At 38.4% G+C, this 25,921-nt stretch carries 20 protein-coding genes; 13 read left to right on the forward strand and 7 right to left on the reverse strand.

Annotated features, from left to right (window positions below; all coding sequences use genetic code 11):
• Positions 1–58 precede the first annotated feature (58 nt).
• The 7 genes from XM47_RS07080 (at position 59) to XM47_RS07110 (ending at position 8,084) form a co-directional block, all read left to right on the forward strand.
• Complete coding sequence (locus XM47_RS07080; protein WP_048691121.1) at positions 59–1,462, forward strand: M28 family peptidase; 1,404 nt, start codon at positions 59–61, stop codon at positions 1,460–1,462.
• 15 nt (positions 1,463–1,477) lie between these two features.
• Positions 1,478–1,951: a hypothetical protein gene (locus XM47_RS07085; RefSeq protein ID WP_048691123.1), complete on the forward strand. Its 474-nt coding sequence runs from the start codon at positions 1,478–1,480 to the stop codon at positions 1,949–1,951.
• Positions 1,952–2,029: 78 nt separating this feature from the next.
• A complete protein-coding gene (locus tag XM47_RS07090) occupies positions 2,030–2,827 on the forward strand; it encodes a UDP-2,3-diacylglucosamine diphosphatase (RefSeq protein ID WP_048691125.1) in 798 nt (265 codons plus the stop codon).
• A 135-nt stretch (positions 2,828–2,962) separates the two neighbouring features.
• On the forward strand, positions 2,963–4,693 hold the full coding sequence (gene olsF, locus XM47_RS07095; RefSeq protein ID WP_048691127.1) for a bifunctional ornithine lipid synthase OlsF: 1,731 nt from the start codon (positions 2,963–2,965) through the stop codon (positions 4,691–4,693).
• 190 nt (positions 4,694–4,883) lie between these two features.
• Entirely contained in the window at positions 4,884–5,624 is a 741-nt protein-coding gene (locus XM47_RS18715) for an ATP-dependent zinc protease family protein (protein WP_053084524.1), read from the forward strand.
• Entirely contained in the window at positions 5,624–7,141 is a 1,518-nt protein-coding gene (locus XM47_RS07105) for an inactive transglutaminase family protein (protein ID WP_048691129.1), read from the forward strand. The genes XM47_RS18715 and XM47_RS07105 overlap by 1 nt, the downstream gene beginning before the upstream one ends.
• Position 7,142: 1 nt before the next feature.
• Entirely contained in the window at positions 7,143–8,084 is a 942-nt protein-coding gene (locus XM47_RS07110; RefSeq protein ID WP_048691293.1) for an alpha-L-glutamate ligase-like protein, read from the forward strand.
• A gap of 5 nt (positions 8,085–8,089) precedes the next feature.
• Here the strand turns inward: XM47_RS07110 and XM47_RS07115 are convergent, their stop codons facing one another.
• Together XM47_RS07115 and XM47_RS07120 are read right to left on the reverse strand one after the other, a co-directional pair.
• Entirely contained in the window at positions 8,090–10,075 is a 1,986-nt protein-coding gene (locus XM47_RS07115; RefSeq protein ID WP_048691130.1) for a RecQ family ATP-dependent DNA helicase, read from the reverse strand.
• Positions 10,076–10,080: 5 nt separating this feature from the next.
• Positions 10,081–11,007, reverse strand: coding sequence for a LysR family transcriptional regulator (locus XM47_RS07120; RefSeq protein ID WP_078061859.1), 927 nt, complete (start codon positions 11,005–11,007; stop codon positions 10,081–10,083).
• Positions 11,008–11,147: 140 nt separating this feature from the next.
• Here XM47_RS07120 and XM47_RS07125 point away from each other — a divergent pair, with 140 nt between their 5' ends.
• Positions 11,148–12,080 (forward strand): sodium-dependent bicarbonate transport family permease, encoded by a 933-nt coding sequence (locus XM47_RS07125; protein ID WP_048691132.1) that lies wholly within the window; start codon positions 11,148–11,150, stop codon positions 12,078–12,080.
• An 8-nt stretch (positions 12,081–12,088) separates the two neighbouring features.
• Complete coding sequence (gene ppc, locus XM47_RS07130) at positions 12,089–14,650, forward strand: phosphoenolpyruvate carboxylase (protein WP_048691134.1); 2,562 nt, start codon at positions 12,089–12,091, stop codon at positions 14,648–14,650.
• A gap of 192 nt (positions 14,651–14,842) precedes the next feature.
• Here ppc and XM47_RS07135 read toward each other — a convergent pair whose 3' ends face one another.
• Entirely contained in the window at positions 14,843–15,718 is an 876-nt protein-coding gene (locus XM47_RS07135; protein ID WP_048691135.1) for an AraC family transcriptional regulator, read from the reverse strand.
• Between the two features lie 113 nt (positions 15,719–15,831).
• Here XM47_RS07135 and XM47_RS07140 point away from each other — a divergent pair, with 113 nt between their 5' ends.
• Complete coding sequence (locus tag XM47_RS07140) at positions 15,832–16,992, forward strand: aminotransferase-like domain-containing protein (protein WP_048691137.1); 1,161 nt, start codon at positions 15,832–15,834, stop codon at positions 16,990–16,992.
• Between the two features lie 170 nt (positions 16,993–17,162).
• Positions 17,163–18,569, forward strand: a complete 1,407-nt coding sequence (locus tag XM47_RS07145) for a sensor histidine kinase (RefSeq protein ID WP_048691139.1) — start codon at positions 17,163–17,165, stop codon at positions 18,567–18,569.
• On the opposite strand, the gene XM47_RS07150 is transcribed toward XM47_RS07145, so the two are convergent.
• The 3 genes from XM47_RS07150 to XM47_RS07160 are packed head-to-tail and all read right to left on the reverse strand — an operon-like array spanning position 18,550 to position 20,468.
• Entirely contained in the window at positions 18,550–18,972 is a 423-nt protein-coding gene (locus XM47_RS07150) for an MAPEG family protein (protein ID WP_412731121.1), read from the reverse strand. The two genes, XM47_RS07145 and XM47_RS07150, sit on opposite strands and share 20 nt — an antisense overlap.
• Before the next feature lie 33 nt (positions 18,973–19,005).
• Positions 19,006–19,866, reverse strand: coding sequence for a pirin family protein (locus XM47_RS07155; RefSeq protein WP_048691140.1), 861 nt, complete (start codon positions 19,864–19,866; stop codon positions 19,006–19,008).
• A 2-nt stretch (positions 19,867–19,868) separates the two neighbouring features.
• Positions 19,869–20,468, reverse strand: coding sequence for an FMN-dependent NADH-azoreductase (locus XM47_RS07160; protein ID WP_048691142.1), 600 nt, complete (start codon positions 20,466–20,468; stop codon positions 19,869–19,871).
• A 100-nt stretch (positions 20,469–20,568) separates the two neighbouring features.
• On the opposite strand from XM47_RS07160, the gene XM47_RS07165 reads away from it, so the two are divergent.
• Positions 20,569–21,459: a LysR family transcriptional regulator gene (locus XM47_RS07165; protein WP_048691144.1), complete on the forward strand. Its 891-nt coding sequence runs from the start codon at positions 20,569–20,571 to the stop codon at positions 21,457–21,459.
• 91 nt (positions 21,460–21,550) lie between these two features.
• The gene (locus XM47_RS07170; RefSeq protein ID WP_048691146.1) at positions 21,551–25,237 is read left to right on the forward strand and encodes an FG-GAP repeat domain-containing protein; all 3,687 of its coding nucleotides are present in this window, start codon (positions 21,551–21,553) and stop codon (positions 25,235–25,237) included.
• A gap of 99 nt (positions 25,238–25,336) precedes the next feature.
• Here the strand turns inward: XM47_RS07170 and XM47_RS07175 are convergent, their stop codons facing one another.
• The gene (locus tag XM47_RS07175; protein WP_048691147.1) at positions 25,337–25,909 is read right to left on the reverse strand and encodes an HD domain-containing protein; all 573 of its coding nucleotides are present in this window, start codon (positions 25,907–25,909) and stop codon (positions 25,337–25,339) included.
• Between the last annotated feature and the right edge of the window lie 12 nt (positions 25,910–25,921).

The following is a 25,921-nucleotide window of genomic DNA, read 5'->3' on the forward strand; positions in this document are numbered from 1 at the left end:
ACTGCTCTAATACAAAACCTAGTTTAGTTTAAAATAATGCTTCTTACTTCATATTATCATGCCTAAAACAATAAATTTTCCGCACTTACTTATTTCTTTTACGCTTTTTCTCGTTTTTTCGATTGCTCACGCAAATAATTTCGAACAAGACATAGAAAAAATAAAACAATCGGCACTAACAGATGAACATGCATATCACTTGATAGAGTCATTAACCACTGAAGTTGGTGCTAGGTTAGTCGGCACAGATAGATCAAATAAAGCGATAGACTGGGCAGAAAAAAAATTATTAGAAATAGGTGTAACACAAGTTACAAAACAAGCAGTTAAAGTAAGAGACTGGCAAAGAGTCAGTGCTGAAGCAACTGTTACTTCCCCTTACTCACATAAATTAGTCGTCACCTCACTAGGCGGCAGCGTACCAACACCAGAAACAGGGATTGAAGCTGAGATTATTCGCTTTAGCTCTATCGAGCATCTGAAAACAGCAGAAAAATCAGATGTAGCAGGTAAGATTGTCTACATCGCGAAAAAGCTTATCCAAGACAAAACGGGTGACGATTACATTAAAACCGTTCAAGGTCGATTAGAAGGTGCAATCGTAGCTTCCCAGTTAGGCGCAAAAGCACTCATTATACGCTCAATTACAACTGATAATTCGCGTATCGCTCACACCGGAAGTGTGCAGTACTTAGCCGATGTCGACAAAATCCCAGCAGCGGCTATTTCGCCGGCCGATGCCGATCTATTAGATCGTCTTTTCTCTCGAAACCTAACCCCTAAATTAAACTTAAAATTGATAAACACTGAAACAAAGTGGTTAGACTCTTACAACTTAATCGCGGATATTACAGGCTCAGAAAAACCTGAAGAAACTGTCCTGCTGGCAGCTCACCTCGATTCTTGGGATTTAGGTACAGGTGCTTTAGACGATGCAACGGGTGTCGGGGTTGTAATCGCTGCTTTAAAACAGTTACTCGATGCAGAAGTCGAACTAAAGCGTAGCTTAAGAGTCGTCTTCTTTACCGATAGTTTGTTTAAACAAAATGGCGCTTTAGAATATATTAAAGCCCATAAAGACTCACTAAACCAAATTGTCGCAGCAACAGAAATGGACTTTGGCTCAGGATTGATCTGGCGTTTAGACACTAAGATAGCTAGCTCGAGCTTAAAATTTGCGGATGCAGTTCATACTAGAGTAAGCGACTTAGGGGTTGAGCGAGGCCACAACAATAGTACAAGCAGCACGAATGTAGCGCATTTTATCCCTTATGAAGTCCCTGTATTTCATTGGGTACAGGACGCATCAAATTATTTTAAATACCTACATTCAGCCAACGACACTTTTGACAAAGTCCAGCTCAATGCTGTGCAACAAAATGTGGCTGTGCTAAGTATTTTTAGTTTTATGGTTGCAAATTCTGATATGCAGTTCAAACTAAATTCAAGTGACAAACAATAAGGGCAATAATCTAAAATGGCTGTTCAACCTAAAAAAGCAAAACTTTTAGATGCGGCTCAGTTTGAAAAAGAGCGAAAGAAAAAACAGCAACAAGCAGCAATAGCAAGGCAACAAGCCTTAATTCAGCAAAAAATGGCAGCCCTGCAAGCGGCTGAAACAGCTGAAATAGAGGCTCAACCAACTGAAAAGTCATCGTCTAAAGTAAAAATATACTTACTCGCTTTTTTGCTGTTAACTTTAATGGTGCTGCCTTACCCTAAAGTGATTGTTTATGAAAAACTAGGTATAGTCGCAGAAAGCGTTTATATACCGAGTCGCTTTGGCAGCAAAGATTTTTTCCTCGACGCTAATGCAGAAGTCAATATAGACGATCAACAACGCTGGCTTTATATTTGTAACGAAATTCAAGGCGACCAAAATTGCCAAAGATACGACATAGTCGAAATTAAAGGTATATTCTCGGTAATTGGTTATTTTATCAGCCGTTAATCGAATGTTCATAAAACAGTCAATTTAACTTCACTTACCACCCGCATGCTGAGCTCAGCTAGTTAAAAGGAGCAAAGCATGCATTCAAACAACACTCAATATAATGCAATTTGGCTATCCGATATACATTTAGGCAGTAAGGATTGTAAAGCTGAATTTTTACTCGACATGCTAAATAAAATACAGAGCAAAACACTTTATTTAGTTGGCGATATTGTCGATATCTGGGCACTAGAAAGACGCTTCCATTGGCCAGAGTCACATAATCAAGTTATCCATACACTATTACGCAAAGCTAAAACTGGCACCAAAGTGATTTATGTCCCTGGCAACCATGATGAAAAAGTAAGAAAATTTGTCGGTATGACATTTTCAGATGTCGAAATTCACCGTGAATATTTCCATACCACAGCAGCAGGCAAAAAAATGCTGATAACTCACGGTGATGACTTTGATGGCGAAGTTTGTCTTGGTAAATGGCATAGCTTGATCGGAGATGCCTTATACGACTTACTCCTATTTTTGAATCGGAACTGCTTTAAGCTAAGAAAAAAAATTGGTTTAAACTACTGGTCTCTCTCTGGGTATATCAAAACGAGAGTCAAAGGTGCAAATGCAGCCATCGAAAGATATAAACATGCCGCAATCAAATATGCTAAATCCCAGCAAGCAGATGGCATTATATGTGGCCATATACATCATCCGGAAATGGATGAGATAGACAAAGTACTTTATTGTAACGACGGTGATTGGGTAGAAAACTGCACTCTCATTCGAGAAAACGCACAAGGCGAACTTGAGTTAATCCGCTGGACCAGTGCTGTCACTCAAATTAGTACAGCTAATGTGCCAATTATCAGTGAACAAGCTGCATAAGATAAGCCATTAAGAGTTGCTGATATAGCAACTCTTATCGCCTTCCGGCGAAATAAAACTGCCATAAAATTGATACATCAACGTCACAGTAAAGCGTTAAATTCAGCTCTGTTTCACTAACAAGAGTTTTAATTTATGTTCACTGTCGACGAAGTGGTAGCCAAAAATATCCCACAATTACAAAAACATCCGGTTTTATCTTCTTGCACAAAAGTCGCATTACGCCGCTTATTACATGAAAAAGAATTTATCGAGTTTGAAGAAAAATACCCGCACCTATCAGGGCTAGATTTTGTCGAACAAGTTTTAGATTATTTTAATTTTAGCTACACAATTTCAGACCGAGAGCTAGAGAGAATTCCAAGCTCTGGCCGCTGTGTCATCATTGCTAACCACCCCATCGGCTCGCTAGATGGTATGGCACTGATTAAACTAGTCAGTGAAATAAGAAAAGATTTTAAAGTCGTTGCAAATGAACTACTGATGACAGTGAAGCAAATGCAAAGTTTACTGCTACCGGTTAATAACATGAATGGCCAAACTGCGAGAGAAAATATCAAGCGCATACAAAACCATTTAAGAAATGAAGGCATCATTATTATTTTCCCTGCAGGAGAAGTTTCACGACTAAAACCTTCAGGCATAAAAGATGGTGAATGGAACAGTGGCTTCTTAAAGCTTGCTCAAGCAACCGAGTCACCAATTTTACCAATTCATATCAAAGGTAAAAACTCTTGGTCGTTTTACTTCCTGTCTATGTTATCCAAGCCCCTCTCAACCTTGTTTTTGGTAACAGAAATGTTCAAACAACAAGAAAAGAGTTTACCGATAAAAATAGGTGAAATGATCCCTTATGAGAACTTCAAAGGAAATCAGCTCAAACCAAAAGAAAAAGTTCGGTTATTCCAAAGACACTTATATCGTATAGGTAAAAATAAAAAGGGCTGCTTTACAACAGAAAGTGCTATCGCCCACCCAGAGCACAAACAAGACTTGCAGAATGCCATCATGGCATGTGAAAAAATTGGTCAAACGAGTGATAAAAAAGACATCTACTTATACAAATTTGACGGCAGCTCTCCCATCATGCGTGAGATTGGCCGATTAAGAGAAATTTCTTTTCGGGCCGTAGGTGAAGGTTCTGGTTCGCGACGAGATATAGATAAATACGATGCCTATTACGAACACCTAATTTTATGGGATGCGGTAGATTTAGAGATAGTAGGTGCTTACCGACTAGGTAACACAGATAAAATCGTATCAGAGCAAACACAAAAAGGTCTATACACGCATTCCCTATTTAATTATGAGCAGGCAATGCAGCCTTATTTTAGCCAAGGTTTAGAATTAGGTCGCAGCTTTGTCCAACCAAAATATTGGGGGCGTCGAAGCTTAGATTACCTTTGGTACGGGATTGGTGCATATCTAGGTAAAAATCCAAGTATCCGATACTTATTTGGACCTGTCAGTATGAGTAATACTATGCCAAAAGCAGCCAAAGATCTGATGGTTTACTTCTACAAGCTGTATTTCTCGTCAAGTAACGATATCGCAAGTTCAAAACAACCTTATCACTTATCTAACGATATTATTTCTGAGCTCAGCCAAGCCTTTATCGGCAATGATTACAAAGAAGATTTTGTAACGCTAAAATCTATGTTGGCAAACATGGGGGTCAGCATTCCAACTCTGTACAAGCAATATAGCGAACTATGTGAACCCGGCGGTGTTGAATTTCTAGACTTTGGTGTTGATCCTGATTTTGCTGACTGTATTGATGGCTTGGTATTAGTCGATATTACAAAGCTTAAATCAGCAAAAAAAGCCCGCTACTTACCCGATCAAGTCTCAGAAAATGCAGCTTAAATAATCACCTAGGAAACCAAGCGTTCCATAGATCGTGTTTATCTTTATTTATAATTTGAACTTAGATAAAAATAATACAAAGATAAACACGCCATGGGCCAAAAGTTGACTTGATTAACAATATCAAAGTTGCAGCTTGGCTCAGTTAGTGTAATCATTAGTTTTAATAACAATAATCCAAAGATTTCATATGTTTTCTCATTATTTAAAACTATCCATTCCTTTAATTTGTCTGCAATTTTTGTCCGCTTGTAGTTTAACCCAAGCTGTTTCATCAACAAACACAAACTCAAATGTTGAACAACTAAAAAAGATTGAAGCTAATATAATCAAACAATGCAGTACAAATTATAAAAAACTGGCATCTAGTGTTAATCAAAATACCAAAGCCAACAAGAGCTTAGAGAAATCGACCAACAAACTGATCAAGCAACTCAGCGTAGAAGAACAACAACCTGAATGTAAAGCAACCAATGACAACCAGTTTGAGCTACAGGGTAAGATTATATTGGGTGAATTAGAATGGGTTTACCTACCTCTAGTAAAGGAACACTTTAAAGCGAGAATCGATTCAGGTGCGACAACCTCTTCCATCAGTGCTAAAAACATAGTTAATTTTGAAAGGAATGGGAAATCTTGGGTACGCTTTACCTTAGAGCATAAAGATACAAAAATTAAACCTAAACAAATTGAAGCTGCAGTTGTCAGGGTTGCACGTATAAGACAAGCATCTGCGGCAGGCATTGAGCACAGACCAGTCATAAAACTAAACTTACATTTAGGTCAATCCTTAGTACAAAGCGCAGAATTCACCCTAACCAACCGCTCCGAAATGGATTTCCCAGTATTACTTGGGCGTGAGTTTTTACAAGATATCAGCTTAATTGAAGTTGGACGAACATTCACTCATAGCAAGTACAGTGTGAAATAATGCAAAAATATTTATCTAACCCAAAGCTGCCATTTTACGCACTGATCAGTGTGCTCGTATTAACTGGCTTAATATTATCCATTCACCATCATAGAAGTTACCAAATACCTTGGTTTGCTGGTGAAAGCTTAACATCTTGGTCTATCGAAGCTAGGGTTGAATTTGAAGCAATCGGCGAGCCGGTCAGTATAAACTTAAGCCGGCCAAGTAACCAAAATGGCTTTAAGCTTATTGGCGAGTCGACTGCATCGCCCGGTTATGGTGTAAGCTATCTAGAGGCTGAAAACCAAACGCAATGGACAATTAGAAAAGCAACGGGTAGCCAAACCTTATTTTATCGAAGTGATTTTCTACTCACACCACAACAAGCTAGTCCAACATTAATTAAACCAGAGATTACCTATCGTGCTTGGGAAGAGCCATACCAAACAGCGGTTGAACAAATCTCATCAGAAGTACATCAACAATCGGCGAATCCGTTTAGTTATGCTCAGCAGTTATTTAAGAAAATTTCAGAGCCAGAGCAAAATCAGAATATATCTTTATTACTCAATCAAACGCCAAGCAAAGCAAAACTGGCAGTCGAGCTATTAAATAAAGCGAATATCGCTGCAGAAGTTATCTATGCAATAGAGCTGGAAGATGGCCGCAGAAGGCAAGATTTATTTCCGCTTGTACGAGTATGGTCAGAAACAGACAGTGTACTATTTAACCCAACAACGGGGAAAAAAGGTCTACCGAATAACAGCTTGCTATGGCAGCTCAGTACCGGTCCTGTGCTAGAAGTAATCGGCGGATTAAACTCACAAGTTAGCTTCTCTATTATCAAAAGAAATGAATCTGTAGCCGCTAACCTCAAACAGCAATCAGATCAAACCCAAGGGTTAATTAACTTCTCAATCCATAGCTTACCTTTAGAAGAGCAGTCTATCTTCAAAACTATTCTGCTATTACCAGTTGGCGCATTAGTGGTTTGTATTTTAAGAGTACTAGTTGGGTTACGTACTTCTGGTACTTTTATGCCAGTTTTGATCGCAATTGCTTTTATTCAAACCTCCTTAATGACTGGTCTAATTGGCTTTTTACTCGTTGTTTTTGTTGGCTTACTACTCAGAGGCTATTTATCTCGGCTAAACCTCTTGCTGGTGTCGCGAATATCCGCGGTTATTATCAGCGTTATCGCTATAATCGCCATCTTTAGTGTTATCAGTTATCAAGTGGGCCTAACGGAAGGATTAAAAGTCACTTTCTTCCCTATGATCATTTTGTCTTGGACCATAGAAAGAATGTCAATTTTATGGGAAGAGGAAGGGCCAAAAGAAGTCTTGATTCAAGGTGGTGGTAGCTTACTCACAGCCGTTATTGCCTACCTAACAATGACAAATGATTGGATAAGACACTTAACATTTAACTTCATCGGTATCCAATTTATTATATTCGCGGCAATTTTAGCGATTGGTAACTACACAGGATATCGCTTATTAGAACTAGAGCGATTTAAGTCCTTTGTTAAATAATATGTTCGCAAATCCCTTTAAGCTCGCCGAGATTGGCATCTTAGGCATGAATGAGCGCAATATAAATTATATTTCGAAATATAATCCAAGAGCGCTTTATCCCTTAGTCGATGACAAATTGCAGACTAAGCAGCTATTAACAGATGCCAAAATAAACGTTCCCAGCTTGATCTCGACAGTTCACCAACAAATCCAAGTTAACAACTTAATTGATTTACTGCCAAAACAAGGTGGCTTTGCAATCAAACCGGCTCATGGTAGTGGTGGTAAAGGGATACTAGTGATACTTTCACAAAGTGAAGGCACTTATACTAAGTCGAACGGCGAACCGCTCTCGCTTAAACAACTTGAACATCATTGCTCCAATATCCTCGCTGGCCTCTATAGTTTAGGTGGCCGATATGATGTTGCGCTTATTGAAAATTTAATCGAGTTTGATCCGATTTTCGATGGCTATTCTTTTGAAGGTGTACCGGATATCAGAGTCATTATTTTCCAAGGATATCCAATCATGGCGATGATGCGGCTATCCACTAAAGCATCTGATGGCAAAGCCAACCTTCACCAAGGTGCAGTGGGTGTGGGCGTTTCGATAGCAACTGGAGAAGCTCTTAATGCCGTTCAATTTGGCAAGCCGATCGAGTTTCACCCTGATACCAACAAAAAGCTTAACGAATTAAAAATTCCGGATTGGCAAAACTTATTAACTTTAGCAGCCCAATGTTATGACCACTCCAATTTAGGTTACCTTGGAGTGGATATTGTCTTAGACAAAAATATCGGCCCTTTAGTATTAGAGCTCAATGCAAGACCAGGCTTATCCATTCAGGTCGCCAATGACCAAGGCTTAAAACCTAGATTAAAGTTAATTGAACAACAAACTGAACTAAGAGATGCAGCTGCCAGAGTTGCGTTTAGCCGAGAGTTTATTGAGGTTAAGTAATCGTGCTAACCATTTAACGCGATTACTTTTTCTTTAATCTCGGCATATCTAAAGTTTTCACAACAAGCAAAGCCTTTCAATTGCCTAACCTTATACCGGCTAAACATAGGCACGCTAATACCTGCTAAAAATCGACAATAGCTTTCTAACGAAATATCCGTATTTAGTTTGTTCGTTAGATGGTCGGTCAATCCATTAAGGGCAGTCAACAAAAATGCATCTTCAGGCCACTCAACTGGCTTGGAATGAGTTAAACGGGCAATCTCACCACGACATACTGAGCAATGACCACAATTTTCGGGCACTTGGTCATCATCAAAGTAACGCGCAAGGTTTTGACTTAAACACCGATCAAGTTCAAAAAATCGAATCAAGCTCGCAATACGTTTAATCTCTTTCTCTGCTTTATCGGTAAAATAACTCACTAGATTATGGGCTAACCCAGCTTGCCCTAGCCTATCTAGATTAACTTGAAACACCTCTGTCATCAGCTTAGTCTGTACTTCAATTAGCCCTTGTTGCTGCAAATACTCTAATGCGGCAATAACCCTGCTACGCTCACAGTTTAACTGAGTGTGATATGCCTGATATAAAGCATTAAAATCTAGTTCACCCCACACTTTTTTAAAATTAACATGCTCAAATATCGCCTTTAAGAAGGCCTGTCTGTCTAGGTTAAATTTGCTTAGTATCTCAGCTTGATCCACCAATAATTTAATTTTAAATTCAGCGTAATAACTATATAAAGGTTGGATAGCTGATTCTAACTCAAGCTGAACAAGCAAAGTTTTTAATGGCAACTGGCGAATATTAGACAAACTTGAAAGCTGGTTAATTTGCATTTCCCATACAGTGTCACCCGAATAGTTCCGGCTCGCTTCAGACTGTATATTAGCTAATATAGCTTCAATCCCGCTAGGCTCTGGGGTGTCGCCGTAAACAAAGTTTTCAACCACATTTAAACCGTCTAAATTAGCTAATGTTGTGCAGCGAGATGGCAAGCCATCTCGCCCTGCTCTACCAATTTCTTGACTGTAATTCTCTATCGACTTAGGCAAATCATAATGCATGACAAAACGTATATTGGACTTATCAACTCCCATACCGAAAGCAATAGTCGCAACAACAATGTTAATTTCATTTTGCATAAAACCAAGTTGAATCGTCTTGCGTTTATCATCGGCTAAACCAGCATGATAAGCTTGAGCATTAATGCCCTGATCACGTAAGAATTGAGCAACCTCTTCTGCGGTTTGCTGTAAGGTTACATAAATAATGCCGGAAACACTGGGTGCCTGCTGAACTTCAGCCTGAATCAAGTCTGCCAACTTTCGCTTTTTTTCAACTTGAGCAACTGACACAACCGAGATATCTAAATTAGAACGATAAAAACCAGTTTGAACAATATTATTCAACTCAATGCCAAACCGGCTGGCCATATCTAACTTCACTTTTTTAGTCGCTGTAGCAGTTAAGAGTAATACCAGAGGTATATTGAGTGCTTCACAATAGCTTGGCAATTTTAAATAATCTGGACGAAAGTTGTGCCCCCATTCAGAGATACAGTGCGCTTCGTCAACCACCAGCATTGAAATAGCAACACCTTGTATAAATTGACGAAAACGTTCATTTTTAAAACGCTCAACCGAAATCATGAGTATTTTAATTTTCCCCTGATTCACATCCGCTAATACTTGTTGATATTCTGCTGGGGTTAAACTTGAGTCTAAGCTTGCAGCAGAAATTCCTTTGCTCGCTAAAAAATCAAGTTGATCTCGCATCAATGCAAGTAATGGTGATACAACAAGGGTCAAATTAGGTAAGTGCAACGCGGTTAATTGGTAGCAAAGCGATTTACCTGAGCCGGTTGGAAATATGGCTAAAGATGAGTTGCCATTAAGTAATTGAGCAATGGTTTCGGCCTGGCCGGTTCTAAATTCCTCAAAACCAAAATATTGGGCTAACGACTGCTTAATTAAATTAGGTTCCATCTTGATTACTCCTTATTAGCTGTCTTTTGTAAAATAGCGAGCCCCTCACTTTGCAAAAAGTGATGAAACAACTCTGCTAATACTGTCTTTTTTCGATTTTTTGAACTCACTAAAAACCACTGACTATTTATTGGAAATTGCTCAACATCCAACCTAACTAAACCTGTCCCTTGAACATAGTCTAGCGTATGACTACTTAAAATAGCTAAACCTAACCCAGCCGCAACCGAATGCTTTATCGCCTCATTACTTTCAATAATCATTCTAGGTTTTAATTTTAATTTATGCTGTTTGCAAAAACTATCTATTATTCTTCTAGTACCCGACCCCTTCTCTCGCAGAATAAAAGGGTAATGAGATAAACGATTTAAACTTACCGGCATTCGATTAGTCAGTTCGTGATTTTCGGGAGCAACAACGACTAAAGGGTTATCTAAAAAGGCTTCAGCGACTAAATTATCTGAATCAGGGCATTGGCTAAAGATATAAAAGTCATCTTTATTTTGGGTAAAGCGAGTGATTATTTCTTGGCGATTACCAATATTAAATTCTATATCAATCAGAGGATAACGCTTACAAAATTGACCGAGTAAGATAGGCACAAAATATTTAGCCGTAGACACAACCCCCAGTTTCAAAATGCCAGATTTAACGCCGTTAAAATCATCAAGTTGCATCTTTAAATTATCTAAAGAAGTAAACATTTCTTTCGCAGTTTTAATGGCGGCTATCCCTGCTTGGGTAAACTCTATAACACGGCCGTTAGAGTGGTATAGCTCAATATCAAATATATCTGCTAATTTTTTTAATTGAATAGAAACCGAAGGCTGAGAAATATGTAAAACTTCAGCCACCCTTGAAATATTTCGATGCTCTTCAAGAGACAATAAAATTTGAAGTTGCCTTAAAGTAGGCATTCTATTCATATTCATTTCAGCACCACACCATAAAATATGACAATAAATCACACCAACAATAGATAAAAACCTATACCAGCCATAAAAAACATATATTTTTAATTATACATAGCCTAATCTAACATGTCTGCATTCAAAAATAGCAACGAAATAATATGGTCCATTTCTTACCAGATATTTTAGCTTTCTTCTTTATTGCAGCTTTGATTGCACAGCGACTATCTGTTGACTTGAGACTACCCGACGCAGCTTATCAATTAATCACATATATTTTATTGATTACGATTGGTCTCAAAGGTGGTCAAGCTATCGCTAATAATGCCAGCATGGCATTAATTGGTCATAGTGGCTTAATTATTACAATGGGCATAGTTATTACTTTGGTTGCCCTGATTATTATTCAAATATTCTCTAAGTTAAATAAAGCCGACAGAGTCACGCTGGCTGCTCACTATGGATCTGTTAGTGTTGGTACTTTTGCTGTTGCGGTTAACTATTTAGAAGTCAGCCAAATACCCTACGAGCTGACATTAAATTTGTTTGTTGCGCTATTAGAGTTACCTGCGATTATTCTAGGTTTATATTTGTTAAGTGATAAGACACACAAGCTTAATGTAAAGACAATTTTAGCCCATAAAAGCCTAGCTTTAATTATTATAGGTATGCTGATAGGCGCACTTTATGGAGAAATATCAGAGCCTCTAGTAAAAAATTTAAAGCCTATGTTTGGCGTCATGCTAGCCTTATATTTAGTCCATATGGGCGCTTTAGCGGGGGCAAAGATTTCGGATATAGGTTCAAATAAAGTGTTTATTGTGAGTTTTGCTTTGATAATGCCATTAATTGGCGCAAGCATTGCTTTATTTTGTTCATGGCTCATTGGCTTAAGCCATGGTGGTGCAACCTTACTCGCTGTGTTAGGTGCAAGTGCTTCTTATATTGCCGTTCCAGCCGTATTTGAGCAAGCTTACCCAGAAGCAAATATAGCCCAAGCTTTATTTGCTTCATTAGCTATTAGTTTCAGTGTTAATGTAATTTGGGGCATTGAGTTATATACCCAAGCTGCACTATTGATTTCAAGTTTATAGGAGTTTTTATGTTAGAAACCATACAACAAAATGTTCGCGAGCTGGGCACTTTGCTCGGTCAAACAATCGCAGCAGAACAAGGTGAACAATGGCTTGAAAATATCGAAAAAATGCGTCTACAAGGCCGTGATATAGCGAATGGCGACATCTCTAGCTTGACGGCCCTGCAAGCGGAAATTGAGCAAAGCAGCGAAGTCGATTTATTACTCTATGCTAGAGCTTTCAGCCAATTCCTTAATCTTGCAAATGTTGCTGAACAACAATATACAACCAGCCCAGAAGGTTTAGCTGAACTCGATCTCGCCCATCCATTGCAAGATTTAAAACAAAAATTAGGTAATGTATCTGCTGACAAATTTAAAACAGCACTCGATAAACTACACATAGAACTCGTGTTAACAGCACATCCAACCGAAGTAAATCGAAGAACTTTTATTCATAAATACAACCAAATTGCAAAAGCACTCGATGAGCAAAATGATGCTTCATCTCCGCGCATTGCTGAACTTGTTGAGCAAGCTTGGTATACCGACGAGATAAGACAACAAAGACCAACGCCACTAGACGAATCTCGCTGGGGTTTAAACACAATAGCGAATAGCTTATGGTTTGCCGTTCCTAAATTTATGCGCGAGCTAGATGAATTATCTAATGACCTAACTGGCGAATCACTCGAGATTGATTATACGCCTGTGACTATGGCGAGCTGGATGGCGGGTGACCGAGATGGTAATCCATTTGTAACCGCTAAGCTAAGCCAACAGGCTTTACTCAATGCTAGATTAATTGCAGCTAAATTATATTTAGTCGACTTTGAGAAATTGTACCTTGAATTATCTATGCGTAAAGCAAATGAAGCTTTGCTTGAAGCCGATATTGATAACCTAGGTCCTTACCGAGCTGAATTACAAAAAGTCATAAAATTACTTAGAAGAACGATTGAACAATTAAAAGACGGTAAACAAGATGAAATCTTAAATCACTCAGATCAATTACGTTTACCTTTAATAAAATGTCGCGAAAGCTTACTAGAAGTCGGTTTAAAGAACGTTGCTAATTCTATGGTGCTGGACATGATCCGCAAAGTGAATAGCTTCGGCATCTCTTTAGTTAAACTAGATATACGCCAACACAGCGAACGACATGACAGTGCACTAGCAGAAATCACCAATGCACTACAAATGGGTGATTTTGAAAGCTGGGATGAGAAAAAACGTCGTGAATTTTTAATTTCAGAATTAAAAAATCCACGACCTCTACTGCCAGCAAAAAAATGGTCTCCTGATACTCAAGAAGTGTTGGATACTTTTGCCATGATAGCTGAACAACCAGCTGAGTTGTTTGGGGTTTATATTATCTCTATGGCCAGTCAAGTCAGTGATATTTTAACTGTTAATTTATTACTGAAGGCAGCAGGTGTTAATTGGAAAATGCCGATAGCGCCATTATTTGAAACGCTTGACGATCTAAACAATGCACCTCAGGTTATGTCTGAACTCTTTGCTATTAATGGCTACCGTGATTACTGCAATCAACAGCACTATGTCATGATAGGTTATAGTGACTCAGCCAAAGATGCTGGTGTTCTAGCAGCAACTTGGGGCCAGTATCAGTGCCAAGAGAAATTAGTTGAAGTCTTTGTTGAACAAAATATAGAACTTAAGTTATTCCACGGCCGTGGGGGCACAATCGGACGCGGGGGCGGCCCAGCTCATGCAGCAATCGCATCACAACCTCCGGGTACACTAGATGGTGGTTTAAGAGTAACAGAGCAAGGGGAAACCATAAGGTTTAAATTTGGTTTACCTAACTTAGCGACTCGAAGCTTACACTTATATGCTTCTGCTATTTTGGAGTGCTTAGTCACGCCACCACCAGTGCCAACAGAAAAATGGCGCAATTTAATGGATGAAATGGCGCAGAGTAGCTGTGATATTTACCGTTCGTATGTTCAAACTAGCGATAATTTTGTTAAATACTTTAGACAAGCCACACCAGAGCAAGAGCTTGCCTCTTTACCGTTAGGTTCAAGACCAAGTAAACGTAAATCGGATGGTGGCATAGAATCTTTAAGAGCTATACCTTGGATATTTGCTTGGAGTCAAAACCGTCTAGTTGTACCAAGTTGGTTAGGTCTAGGCGGTGCAATCAAACAAGCTTGGGCTAAAAATGAAGCTCTGATGAAAGAAATGCTAACGGCTTGGCCTTACTTTAAATCGAGAATTTCATTAACCGAAATGGTTTACACTAAATCAGATAGCCAAGTTGCTGAGCTATACGACAAAGCACTCGTCAGTGAAGATTTAGCATTTATGGGTAGTGAACTAAGGGCACAACTTGAGCAAGATAAGGCCACTTTACTTGCGTTATTAGAGCAAAAAGATTTGCTCGAATATGACCAGTGGAATTTAAGCTCATTTGAATTACGCCGAGGTTACTTAGCGCCACTACACCTAATGCAAATTGAGGCATTAAAGCGTTTACGTGCGCAGCCAGAGCATCCAGATAATGAACAATTACTCATGGTTACTATGGCGGGTATCGCAACCGGTATGAGAAATACAGGTTAATAACCAACCCAACCTTAGGTTAAATAAAAATGGCTGCTTATTCGCAGCCATTTTTGTATGTAATTTGAGCTCTGGATAAGAAGTCACCTAAGGCATTGTAATTATTAACAAAGACTTAAAGCTTTATTTAAGGCTACTATGTTTCCTTAGAATTCAGCTTAAATATATCCGTCAGGACTGAGGCTAAATACTCTAAAAAAATAAAGAAACGGGTAAGCAAAAATCTAAACTGAATTTTTCATCATTATCCAAAAATTGGTTTTGATGGTAATGAACATATGCAGGTGTTGATAACATTTTAAAACCTGAAGTCGGTAACCATTGTTCCAAAATCAAACTTAACTGGGGTAGCAAATCACCATACTTTCCCTTCAATTTAAACACAGCGTATAAACCGCCCGGAATCGTTAAGCTATTAACGACGCCTCGTCGGGTTAAAGGTTTATCAATTGCCAAGCAAGCAACATAACGACACTTATCTAACTCTGTCACCGCAGGATTAGAATGGTGCAAGCCAAATTGCTGAGTAAAATCTCGGTTTTCTGATTCAGCCCAAGCTTTTAAAATTTGCCAAGCGATACTAATTGATCGGCCATAACCTTTATGCCTAACATAAGCAACTTGCCTTGCTGGTAGCTCTATTAGCTCAGCTTTAGGCATGATAGATTTATCGACTCTTTGATAAGCAGCTGCTATCTCAGGATCTTTTAAATAAGGCTTTTCTTTAGTTTGACTTTCAGTGTCTCGCCACTGACCAGGAGAAGTGCCAAAAGTTGCTTTAAATGCTCGGCTAAAAGAAGATACTGACGAAAATCCACACTTAGTGGCGACTTCTAATACACTTGCTTTGCTATCAAACATCAACTGATTAGCGGCGTATTCCATTCTAGCTCGTCGAATATACGCATGAACCGAATCGCCAACGACTAATTTAAAAATACGATGAAAATGTTGTTCTGAATAGGCCGCAACTGCAGCAAGTTGCTTTGCTGGCAGTGGCTGAGTAATGTCTTGATGAATATGAAATAACACATCATTGATTCTAGAAATTTTTTGATTATCAAGCATTTAATAAAGCCAAATTAAAAAAGCATAAATGGACATAAATTAAAGCATAAATGGACATCAATATAATTACAAGTTTAAGTATGATTCGCCAAATTTTAAAAAAGTAGATCATTATGAAACTAGCTAAATCATTACAACAAATACAACCTTCTTACATTCGTGAAATTTTAAGTGCAGCGCAAGCAGAAGGCGTCATTTCTTTAGCTGGTGGCTTACCTGATGGTGATAACTTCCCTATCGCGTTAATGGCTCAATCTTTAATTGATCTACCAACCAAGCCGGAGCTTTTCCAATACGGTCATACTGCTGGGTTTGGCCCTTTATTAGATTACTTTCAAAAAGCTTACCAATTACCTGAAAACCAAAGCGCTATAGTTTGTACTGGCTCACAGCAAGGCTTAGATTTAATCGCCAGAGCTTTCTTAAATCCTGGCGACAAAGTCGTAATGGAAGCACCAAGTTACTTAGGCGCACTTCAAGTGTTTGGCTTAGCGCAAGCTGACGTTGTTAGTATAGAGCAACAAGCCGAAGGCCCAGATTTAGAGCAATTAGAAAGCTGCTTCGCTGAACAAGAAATTGTTATGTTTTACGCAGTGCCAGACTTTCATAACCCAACGGGTGTATGTTGGTCACTAGAGGTACGCCAAAAAGTCGCAGCCTTATGTATAAAATATGGCGTAACTTTAATAGAAGACGTGCCATACCGTGAATTAAGATTTACTGGAGAAGCTTTACCTTTAGTTTCAAGCTTTTGCCCTGATCATTCATTAGTATTAAGATCTTTCTCAAAAATTGCGACACCTGGCATACGCTTAGGTTTAGTTACAGGTAAAACTGATTGGATAAACCCATTAATTAAAGTTAAGCAATCTGCTGATTTGCATTCAAGTATTCCGATGCAAGCTGTGTTACTCGATTTACTAAGCCATGGTGAGTTTGATAAACACATTCAAAATTTAAGAGATTTGTACCAAAAAAGATATCAGGTACTCAGTGATAACTTAAATCAAAAGTTACCTAGTGGCTGCGAATTAAACTCAGTAGATGGCGGCATGTTTGTTTGGTTAACGATTCCTGATTGCGATGTTTTTGATCTCGCCAAAGCCGCACTCGAAAATAATGTTGCAGTAGTACCAAGTTCTGTATTTTACCAACAAGGCGCTAAAATCACGCCAGCATTAAGGCTCAACTTTACGAATGCATCAGAAGCTGAATTAGCATTAGCTGTTGATCGTTTAGTTGAAGTGATAAATGCTAAATGCACTTGTGCTTAACCGCACCTCATTTAATTTTTATCTCAACACACCCTAGTCACTAGTCAGGCAAACAAATCCGTTTGTCTGACTTCTTCCAAACAAGATTCTGCCTATCTAACTAGATTAATTACCAAGTTGTAAATAAACCGCTATAGTTATTTTAAGTCTGTCAAAAAAACACAATAAAGATGAACTTAAAATTTGAAAACATACTACTTAATGTCTCTAAATCAGAAGTTATCGACACTGGCGATTTACAACAAGCTGCCAGACTAATTATTGAGTCAATTTTAGCTGGGCTAGAAATAAAACGCTGTGGGATTTGGCTGACCAATGATGATGTCACTGCTATAGAGTGTAAGCTATTAATTGACACCTACCATGAAACTGAAATTGAAGAGCTCAAACTCTACCGCAAAGATTTCCCGACTTATTTTAAATTTTTAGATACAGAAAGGTCTATTGTTGCCGTCAATGCTGAGACTGACTCTGCCACTGCTGAATTTAAAGACGTTTACCTAATCCCACATAAAATACGCTCTATGCTAGACATGCCAATTCGGCATAAAGGAAAGATGATAGGCATCATATGTGCTGAAAACATTGGCGAGATAAAACATTGGACTTCAGCTGAAATCACATTTGCCAGCGCTGTATCTGATTTATATGGCCGAGCAATAACTGCAAACGAAAGAAACCAATATCAAGCAAAATTAGAAGAACAAAATAAAAATTTAGAAGAAATTGTTCAAGCAAGAACCGAAGAGTTAGAAGCCAGTTTTGAACATTTAAAACAAACTCAATCCAAATTAATAGAAATAGAAAAAATGGCATCGCTTGGTAACTTAGTCGCAGGTGTCGCACACGAAGTAAACACCCCGATTAGCGTCGCAATAACAGGTACTACATACAATGTCGAAGCCTTAAGGGAACTTGAAGATCTTTTAGATACAGGAAAGCTAACAAAAGAAAAATTGCTCAGACAAATCAAGATCCTCAAAGACTCCGACGAGCTTATTTTTCAAAATTTAAACCGCGCGGTAGACTTAATCCAAAACTTTAAACGCACAGCGGCAGATCAGTCCACTCAACAAAAAGTCCAGTTTGATGTGGGCAGCTATATAACCAACACCCTATCTAGTTTATTACCCATGCTAAGAAGCCATCAAGTCAAACTAGATACAAGTGTTCAAGAAGGCGTTATCCTAAATGCCAGTCCAGGTATACTAGCTCAAATTATTACGATTTTAGTTCAAAACGCTTGTTATCATGCTTTTACTTCCCACCACACAAATAAACAACTCTCGATTGAACTAACTTTAGCTAACTCATTCTGCACTTTAGCCGTAAAAGATAACGGCCAAGGGATTAAACAGGAAAACCAACAGCGAATATTTGAACCATTTTTTACCACCAATAGGTTTGGTGGTGGAACTGGCTTAGGCCTTTCCATTTTATATAATTTGGTCACCCAACAATTAAATGGAGAAGTACAACTGATATCCACTGAAGGTATGGGTTGTGAATTTAAGATCCAACTACCAAACGCGACAATCAAAACGGCGAAAAAAGAAGCTACGCCTGATAAAGCCTAACAGCGCACAAAACAAAAATCCCAATATTACAAAGCAAGCCAATTAAATAAAAGTAGCTTCTCGGACTAGGATTTTTTTCAGTTGCGATCGCGTAATACAAAATCATGTGGATAATTCTAGCCAGTGCATATCCCCAAACCAAGACACTCAACCAAAATGCTTCTACACCAACCAATATCGCTAACACAATCGCCCCAAAAATAGCGGGAAAATTTTCTAACGAATTCAGGTATGTTCTATGCGCTCGAAAAACAAAATCTTGATGGCCTAAGCTTTCATCAATTTTACCCGGTATTGCATTCTGTCGGCGAGCTTTAACACTCGAAGCAATAATACCTTGAATTAAAATAGTTAAAAGGAGACATAATATCCCCCAATAACTCATGACATAATCATTTAGCACGTTTTGCTCCTCTATCAGCTAATTTAGCCCTGATTAATCAACCAAAGTACCTGATTGATAATCCTTAATTGCTTGCTCTATCTCTTCAGTGCTATTCATTACAAATGGGCCATGTTGCACTATGCTTTCGCCTAAAGGCTTGCCTGCAATACATAAGAAGCGAGATTGAGCGGCAGCAGTTAACTTAAGCTTACCAGATTGATTCAACCTAGCTAAATTTTGACTAGCTAAAATGGTCTGATCTGCACCTATCTTCACTTCGCCTTGGAAGCAATAAATAAAGCAATTAAAACCATCAGCAATATCGACCTCAATATCAAGGGTTTCTTCTACCTCAAAATCTAAATAAATAGGTAAAGTTTTAACCTGTTGCATACGGCCAGCAACAGCGCGATCATTTACATTCGTTTCACCTGCAATTGCCGTAAGTTTAAAACCATCAAACTCATAGTTTGGGATTTCACTCGCGGGTATATCTTGATAGCCAGCGGCCTGCATTTTGTCTTCAGCAGCAAGATTCAACCAAAGCTGAAAACCGTGCATTTTGCCTTGTGTTTGCTTTGGCATTTCTGAGTGTATAACGCCTCTGCCTGCGGTCATCCACTGCACTCCGCCGTCCGATAATAACCCAACATTGCCCATATGATCTTGATGTTCCATTTTTCCGGCTAACATATAGGTGATAGTTTCAAAACCTCTGTGTGGGTGGGCAGGAAAACCCGCGATATAATCATCGGCAGACTCTGAGCCAAATTCATCCAACATTAAAAAAGGATCGAACCTTTCAGCCCTTGGCCCAGAAAAAACTCTCAATAATTTAACGCCTGCACCATCGGACGCAGCTCTAGCCGTTATTTTTTCAATAACCTGTCTCGGTTTATTTTGCGTACTCATACTTACCTCACTAACTCAGCTATTTGCTGCTCTGCTCTTGCTATACTTGGCTCTCTATGACCTTGCATATTCAAAGCCTCAGCATAAACAACTTCAATTTCAGTTAAACCAATAAAGTTTAAAAATGTAGTTACAAACTGTATCTGTGTATCTCTTGCTGAATCCTTATGCACTCCGCCTCTCGTCGTTACTAAGTAAACTTGTTTACCATTTAATAAGCCAACTGGGCCTTGCTCTGTATACTTAAAAGTAACCCCTGCCCTAGCAATATGATCAATCCAAGCTTTTAACATAGATGGAATATTGAAGTTGTACATAGGTAAACCTATTACTAAAATATCCGCTTGTTTAACCTCATTGATTAACCCATCAGAAAAATCGACTTTTTTCTGCTGCTCTGCACTTCGGCTAGCCTCTGGCGTTGATAAAGCTTGTATCCAGTCACCATCTAGATGTGGGATTGCTTGTTCAGAAAAACTTCTGTTAATAACAGCTAAGTCAGAATATTTCTCACTTAACTCTGCTACAACTTTTTGATTTAATTGGCTCGAAACCCCATTTTCACCGAACAAACTAGAATCTATTTTTAATACTGTTTTCATATTATTTCTCCAAATTGATTTCTGACATCAATAATACAAGTATATTTTTGATTAAATGCGCTAATATTTAGCAATAATCAATCAACTTTTTAGATATAAAATGCAGATACCAAAAATAAGCCTAGAACAATGGGCGACGTTTAAAACCGTTGTAGATGAAGGCAGCTTTGCCAAGGCAGCAGAATGCTTACACAAAAGCCAATCTAGCATTAGCTACATAATTAATAACTTACAGGCTCAATTGCCAAGCCCTGTACTACAAATACAAGGCCGCAAAGCTGAGCTAACCGACACAGGCAAAGCCTTATACCGCCATGCCAAAAACTTACTCGACTCTGCCTCTGCAATTGAAAAAACAGCGGCTTATCTTGCCACTGGCTGGGAAAATGAAATCAGTCTGGCAATAGATGCCATAGTGCATCTGGATCCTATCTTCGAAAAATTAGCTCAATTCTCAAATCAATATCCGCAAACTAGGATCAAAATTTTAGAAACCACATTATCAGCAACAGAAGAAGCTTTATTAGAGAAAAAAGCAGATATCGTTTTCACCCCCAAATTACCGCCTGGGTTTTTAGGCACGCCAATCGGCACGGTTGATATGATAGCGGTTGCACATCCAGATAATTCAATTTTTAAACTCAGCAACTCAATCACCAGCGAAGAGTTAAAACAGTTCAGACAAATTGTCATTCGAGACAATGGCATTAGAAGACAACAAGATGCGGGCTGGTTAGGTTCAGAACAAAGGTGGACAGTCACCAACCCCAGCACTTCAATAAAAGCCGTTATGGCGAATATAGGGTTTGCTTTTTTGCCTCATAGCTTCATCAAAAATGAACTTAAAAACGGCCAATTAAAGCAAATTAACCTAGCTCAAGATGCCAAGCGTGTTTTACCCATTTATCTAGTCACTAAAGATACTGATTTTATAGGACCAGCCACCTCAAAATTAATCGACTACTTAAAAACAATAAAACCTATGGTGTAGTTTATAAAAATTTCAAAACCATAAAATTGTATTAGATATGTTAACACTGTAAAATGTATGACCTTTTAAAACATAACATCAAGTACGATAAGTGTCTAAACTCTCTAGTATATTAGTTTCAGCTTCAATTATTGCCATTTTATCCGCTTGCGGTGGCGGTGATAGCAAAACGTCAGCAAGTAACTATCAAGCAATCATAGATAATCCTATTGAATATAGCCAAACTGAGTTGTTAGCCGCATTTGAAGAAAAGGTAGATTCTGAATATAAAGGTAAAAAACAGGATGTAAATTTAGATATAGTCAAAGCACATGATATATATCACCTACTTTGGGGACAATATAGCAGTGAGATACCGCAAGTTCCTTATACCGAGCTGACGAATAATGCTAGAGCTCCACTTCAAGCTAACTTAGCCCAAGTAATTACATCCGATATAAAATTAAATAAAAGCTTAACTCGTTCGGCCCAAACCCGAACTTCATCGAAAGTTTCAGGTACTTTAAACTGTGGTTGGTCAGGTTTTATCCGATACACAGCTAACTTAGACAATCAAGGTGTAGGTACAATTATTTATGAACTTGATCAGTGCCAAACAAATACCTCAAATAATATAAACTCAGGAAGAGGTGCTATTAGTGTAAGTTTAAATAAATTCGACAACTTCAATTATGTTATCTACTTTGACAATCTTGCCTCCAGCATCAAAAACTATCGAACTGGTGAGAATATTCATAGGTTCAGCACAACTGGATATTTTCAAATCAACTATGTAACAGATGAAGCCTATCCATTTTATCCTATGGTTGATTTCAAACAGAACTTACTTACCACAATTAACAATAGGCAAATACTCTCTCAACTCAGTAGCTATTTTGAAAGTCCAAAAGGCAATATATACATATCTGATATTGGCCATGTAGAGATAAAATCCAGTCTTGAAAATAGATCATTATATAACCCTAGATCTGGCTCAATTACACTCATTGGCGACAAGTCCGTTCAATTTCAATTTGAACCTTATTGGGACTTTGCCAAATACTTAGAAGATACCAACCATGATGACGAACTTGATAGCGGCGTTTACATAGATGATTTTCGTTTCCCATTAGATAGCCAAGATATTAATGATTATCAACTACAGCCTATTGAAGATTTAAACATTCCACCTAAAGTTTACTCTCCTGATATTCCATATGGAAAAACATATTACACAAGCACGCCAATACAGCTTAAATCTGCAGGAAATGTGCATGATAGAGATACACTAAACGAAGATATTACTATTAGTTTTAATTGGTACATCAATGGTGAATTAGTTAAAGATATCCACGGTGATACCTTACCAGCATACAAAGCTGTGTTTGGTGACGAGATAAAGGCAACACTAGTAGCATTTGACGGCCTAAATACAGTTGAAGGCCCGCCTCAATACATCAATTTATTAAACTCTCCTGCTACCTTGACGGTTAGCAACCTACCGACTAACCCCAATAGTGAAGAGCAAATAAGCTTTACTGTGGATATCACAGATCCTGATTTTTTAACCTTTGATGATACACCTAATCTAAACTTTGTAATGACAGCAGCCCCGACAGGTGCAGTTATGAATCACCAAGGTTCTGTCGAATGGACTGCTAGCCCAGAGTTTATCTTTCCAGAGCAATCATTCAATTTTAATTTTTCAATGCTAAATCCAGCTGGAGAAATTAGCCAAGAAACTCATACGACCTCTGTATTCATTAAAGATGATCAAGCAATGCCGATAGCACGTTCTGGTATAGAAGCGCCAAACCAAAATGATTCAATCTGGATTGGTGATTTTACTGGCGACGGCAAAAATGAGATTTTATCTACCGACAATAACAACAGAGTATTTTTGATATCAGAACAAACGGGGTCATACACCCAGTCTTGGATGTATCCTTTTAAAATGCCGACCTCAGGTTCAATTGTGCAAGTAATTGGCAAAAATATTGATCAAAATGCCCCCCTTGAAATTATAGTTGCAACCGAAACTGGTATCAGTTTAATCGACGACAAAACTAAAATGGCAAAAGTGTTGCTTGAATTAAATGATAATCAAGCGATCCGAAAAATAGACATAGTCGATCTAGAGAATAATGGTGAATTAACTTTACTGTTACTCACCTCTAACTCAATACTAAAAGCATATCGAATGAAAGATTTGAACACGCAAATATTCAGTACAAATCTAGCTTCAGCATCCGATATCGCAATTGCCAATGTTGATGATGACAACCAGCTAGAAATCATCACAAATAACGGTCACATCTATGACGGAAAAACCTTCTCAAACCAATGGATAAGCAGTACCAAACTTGGCTCAAGCATGGTGACCACGGCTGATCTAGATAACGACGGTATTAGCGAAATTATCGGTGCGGATACTTGGGGTAATCTCAGTGTATTTTCTGCAAATACCAAAACACAGCTCTATGCTTTTGATCAGTTCAATGCCTGTAACATTGAAGCCACAAACATTGACCAAGACGCTGAAATAGAAGTTGTTCTGAGTGATTGCCAATGGGGCAATATTACAGCATACGATTGGAATAAAGCAGAACAAACTCTGGAAGAAAAATGGTTATTATCAGTACGAGAATATGATTCAAAATCACTTACCTTTGGTGACTCAGATAATGATGGTTTACAAGAGATACATTGGAGCGCACTTCAAGCTAGGATACGAACTAATCGACTTATTGTAGCTGATTTAGCGAATGAAACAGCCACACTTAAAACTAAGGGAAGCGGAATTCAACTAGATAAATATTCGACTGCAGGCTGGGCTGAGGTAGAGTCCGGTAATGAAAGTGCCGTCTTTTTTATACCTGAGAGCAATATTGGATTTGATGGTAGTAGGCTCGCTTTCATAACTCCAGACGGAAACCTTAGTATTAGTGACGAAATATCTAGCAATTGGGATAAGAGTCAATACGCAGCCGTAACTGATTTCAATAAGGATGGCATCGGGGACATATTCCTACCTTCGACACACCTCGATATGGGGGCTTTTTCAGCTATGCAACTGAGTGATATGTCGGAAATTTGGAAAATTAATGGCGACTCCGATTCCAACATAGGAATTATAATGGCTCGTGAAATGAACGGTGACGAATTCATCGATGCGATTTACGCCGATAATAAAACTTTAAATATATTGGATATCGAGAACCAGCTAACTCTAGTGAATCACACATTTAATTATGCCATCCTAGATTTTGATATCGCAGATAATGGTTCTACGCCCTGGATAATTGTTAGTGAAAATAACAAAACCCGCCTAATGCAACAAAATCAGGCCCTACTTTCAGAGTTAAGCTTTGTCGACCAACAATGTTCTAGAGTCGCATTTTTTAACCAAGATAGCGACTCAACACCAGAAGTTTTATGTATCGATTCTGGCAGTCAAACTTCCAGCAATCAAATCATTGTCTATAAAATAGAAAATTCGACCCTAGTTAAGTATGTGACATATTCAATCGGCAAAACGATTGTCGATCTCGCCATTGATAACTCAACAAATACAAATCAGAATTTCTTTTTACTAACAACGGATGCCTTATATTACAACTATGATAGAAGCTCCAGCTCGCGATTAACTAAATATAATGCGCAAGGGTTACAAATTTGGAGTGGCCCAGAGTTAATAGGGTTTCCTTCATCGAGAAGTTTAAAACATAGATACTCAGCTGAGAAAGGTCATCAATTTATGTTGGCTACTAACCAAGCTATGTATTTAATTAATCAGTAACTTGCTAATTTCTTATCTCAAGTCAAAGCTTAGATTTGCTCTAAGCTTTAACTATTTAACTATTTAACTATTCAAATTAGCAGTGCTTATTTTCTATGACTAATCGTCAATCAACCAACCTTGGGCAACAGCTAGTTCTGCTTGAGTTTTAATCCAGTCGTGGATTGGTGGGAAAGTATATTGAATAAAATCGTGCGCCTTTAAAACTTGGGATTTCTTTACACTGAGTTCTTTCCAAGCCCTGCCCTTAGTATGAATATTCATCATTAACGGGAGCAACCTGTCTGCCGCTTTTAATAATTGAGTTTCTTTGGAATCACCATACTCTTGCTCATCCCACAAACTAACAATATCTTTTACCTTGTTACCCTCATGGTTCGCTAATCGCTCAACGCCTTCACGTTCAGCTTTATCAGCTTGCTGTCGTTTGTCTGAATATAAAAAGGTATCTCCGGCATCTATCTCGCCTAAATCGTGAACCAATGCGAGTTTAAGTAGCTTTGCGTGATCAAGCTCCAGCTCAAAGTACTCAGCTAGGTTCCAACAAGCCATAGCAAGATGCCAAGAGTGCTCAGCCGAGTTTTCCACTCGACTTTGATCATTGACATAAGTTTTTCGATTAACCAATTTTAAATGGTCTAATTCGACGAAGTAATCAACAACTGACTGCATATCCTAATTTTC

Origin of the sequence: Catenovulum maritimum (assembly GCF_001050375.1) — a bacterium.
In the GTDB taxonomy this organism is placed as follows: domain Bacteria; phylum Pseudomonadota; class Gammaproteobacteria; order Enterobacterales; family Alteromonadaceae; genus Catenovulum; species Catenovulum maritimum.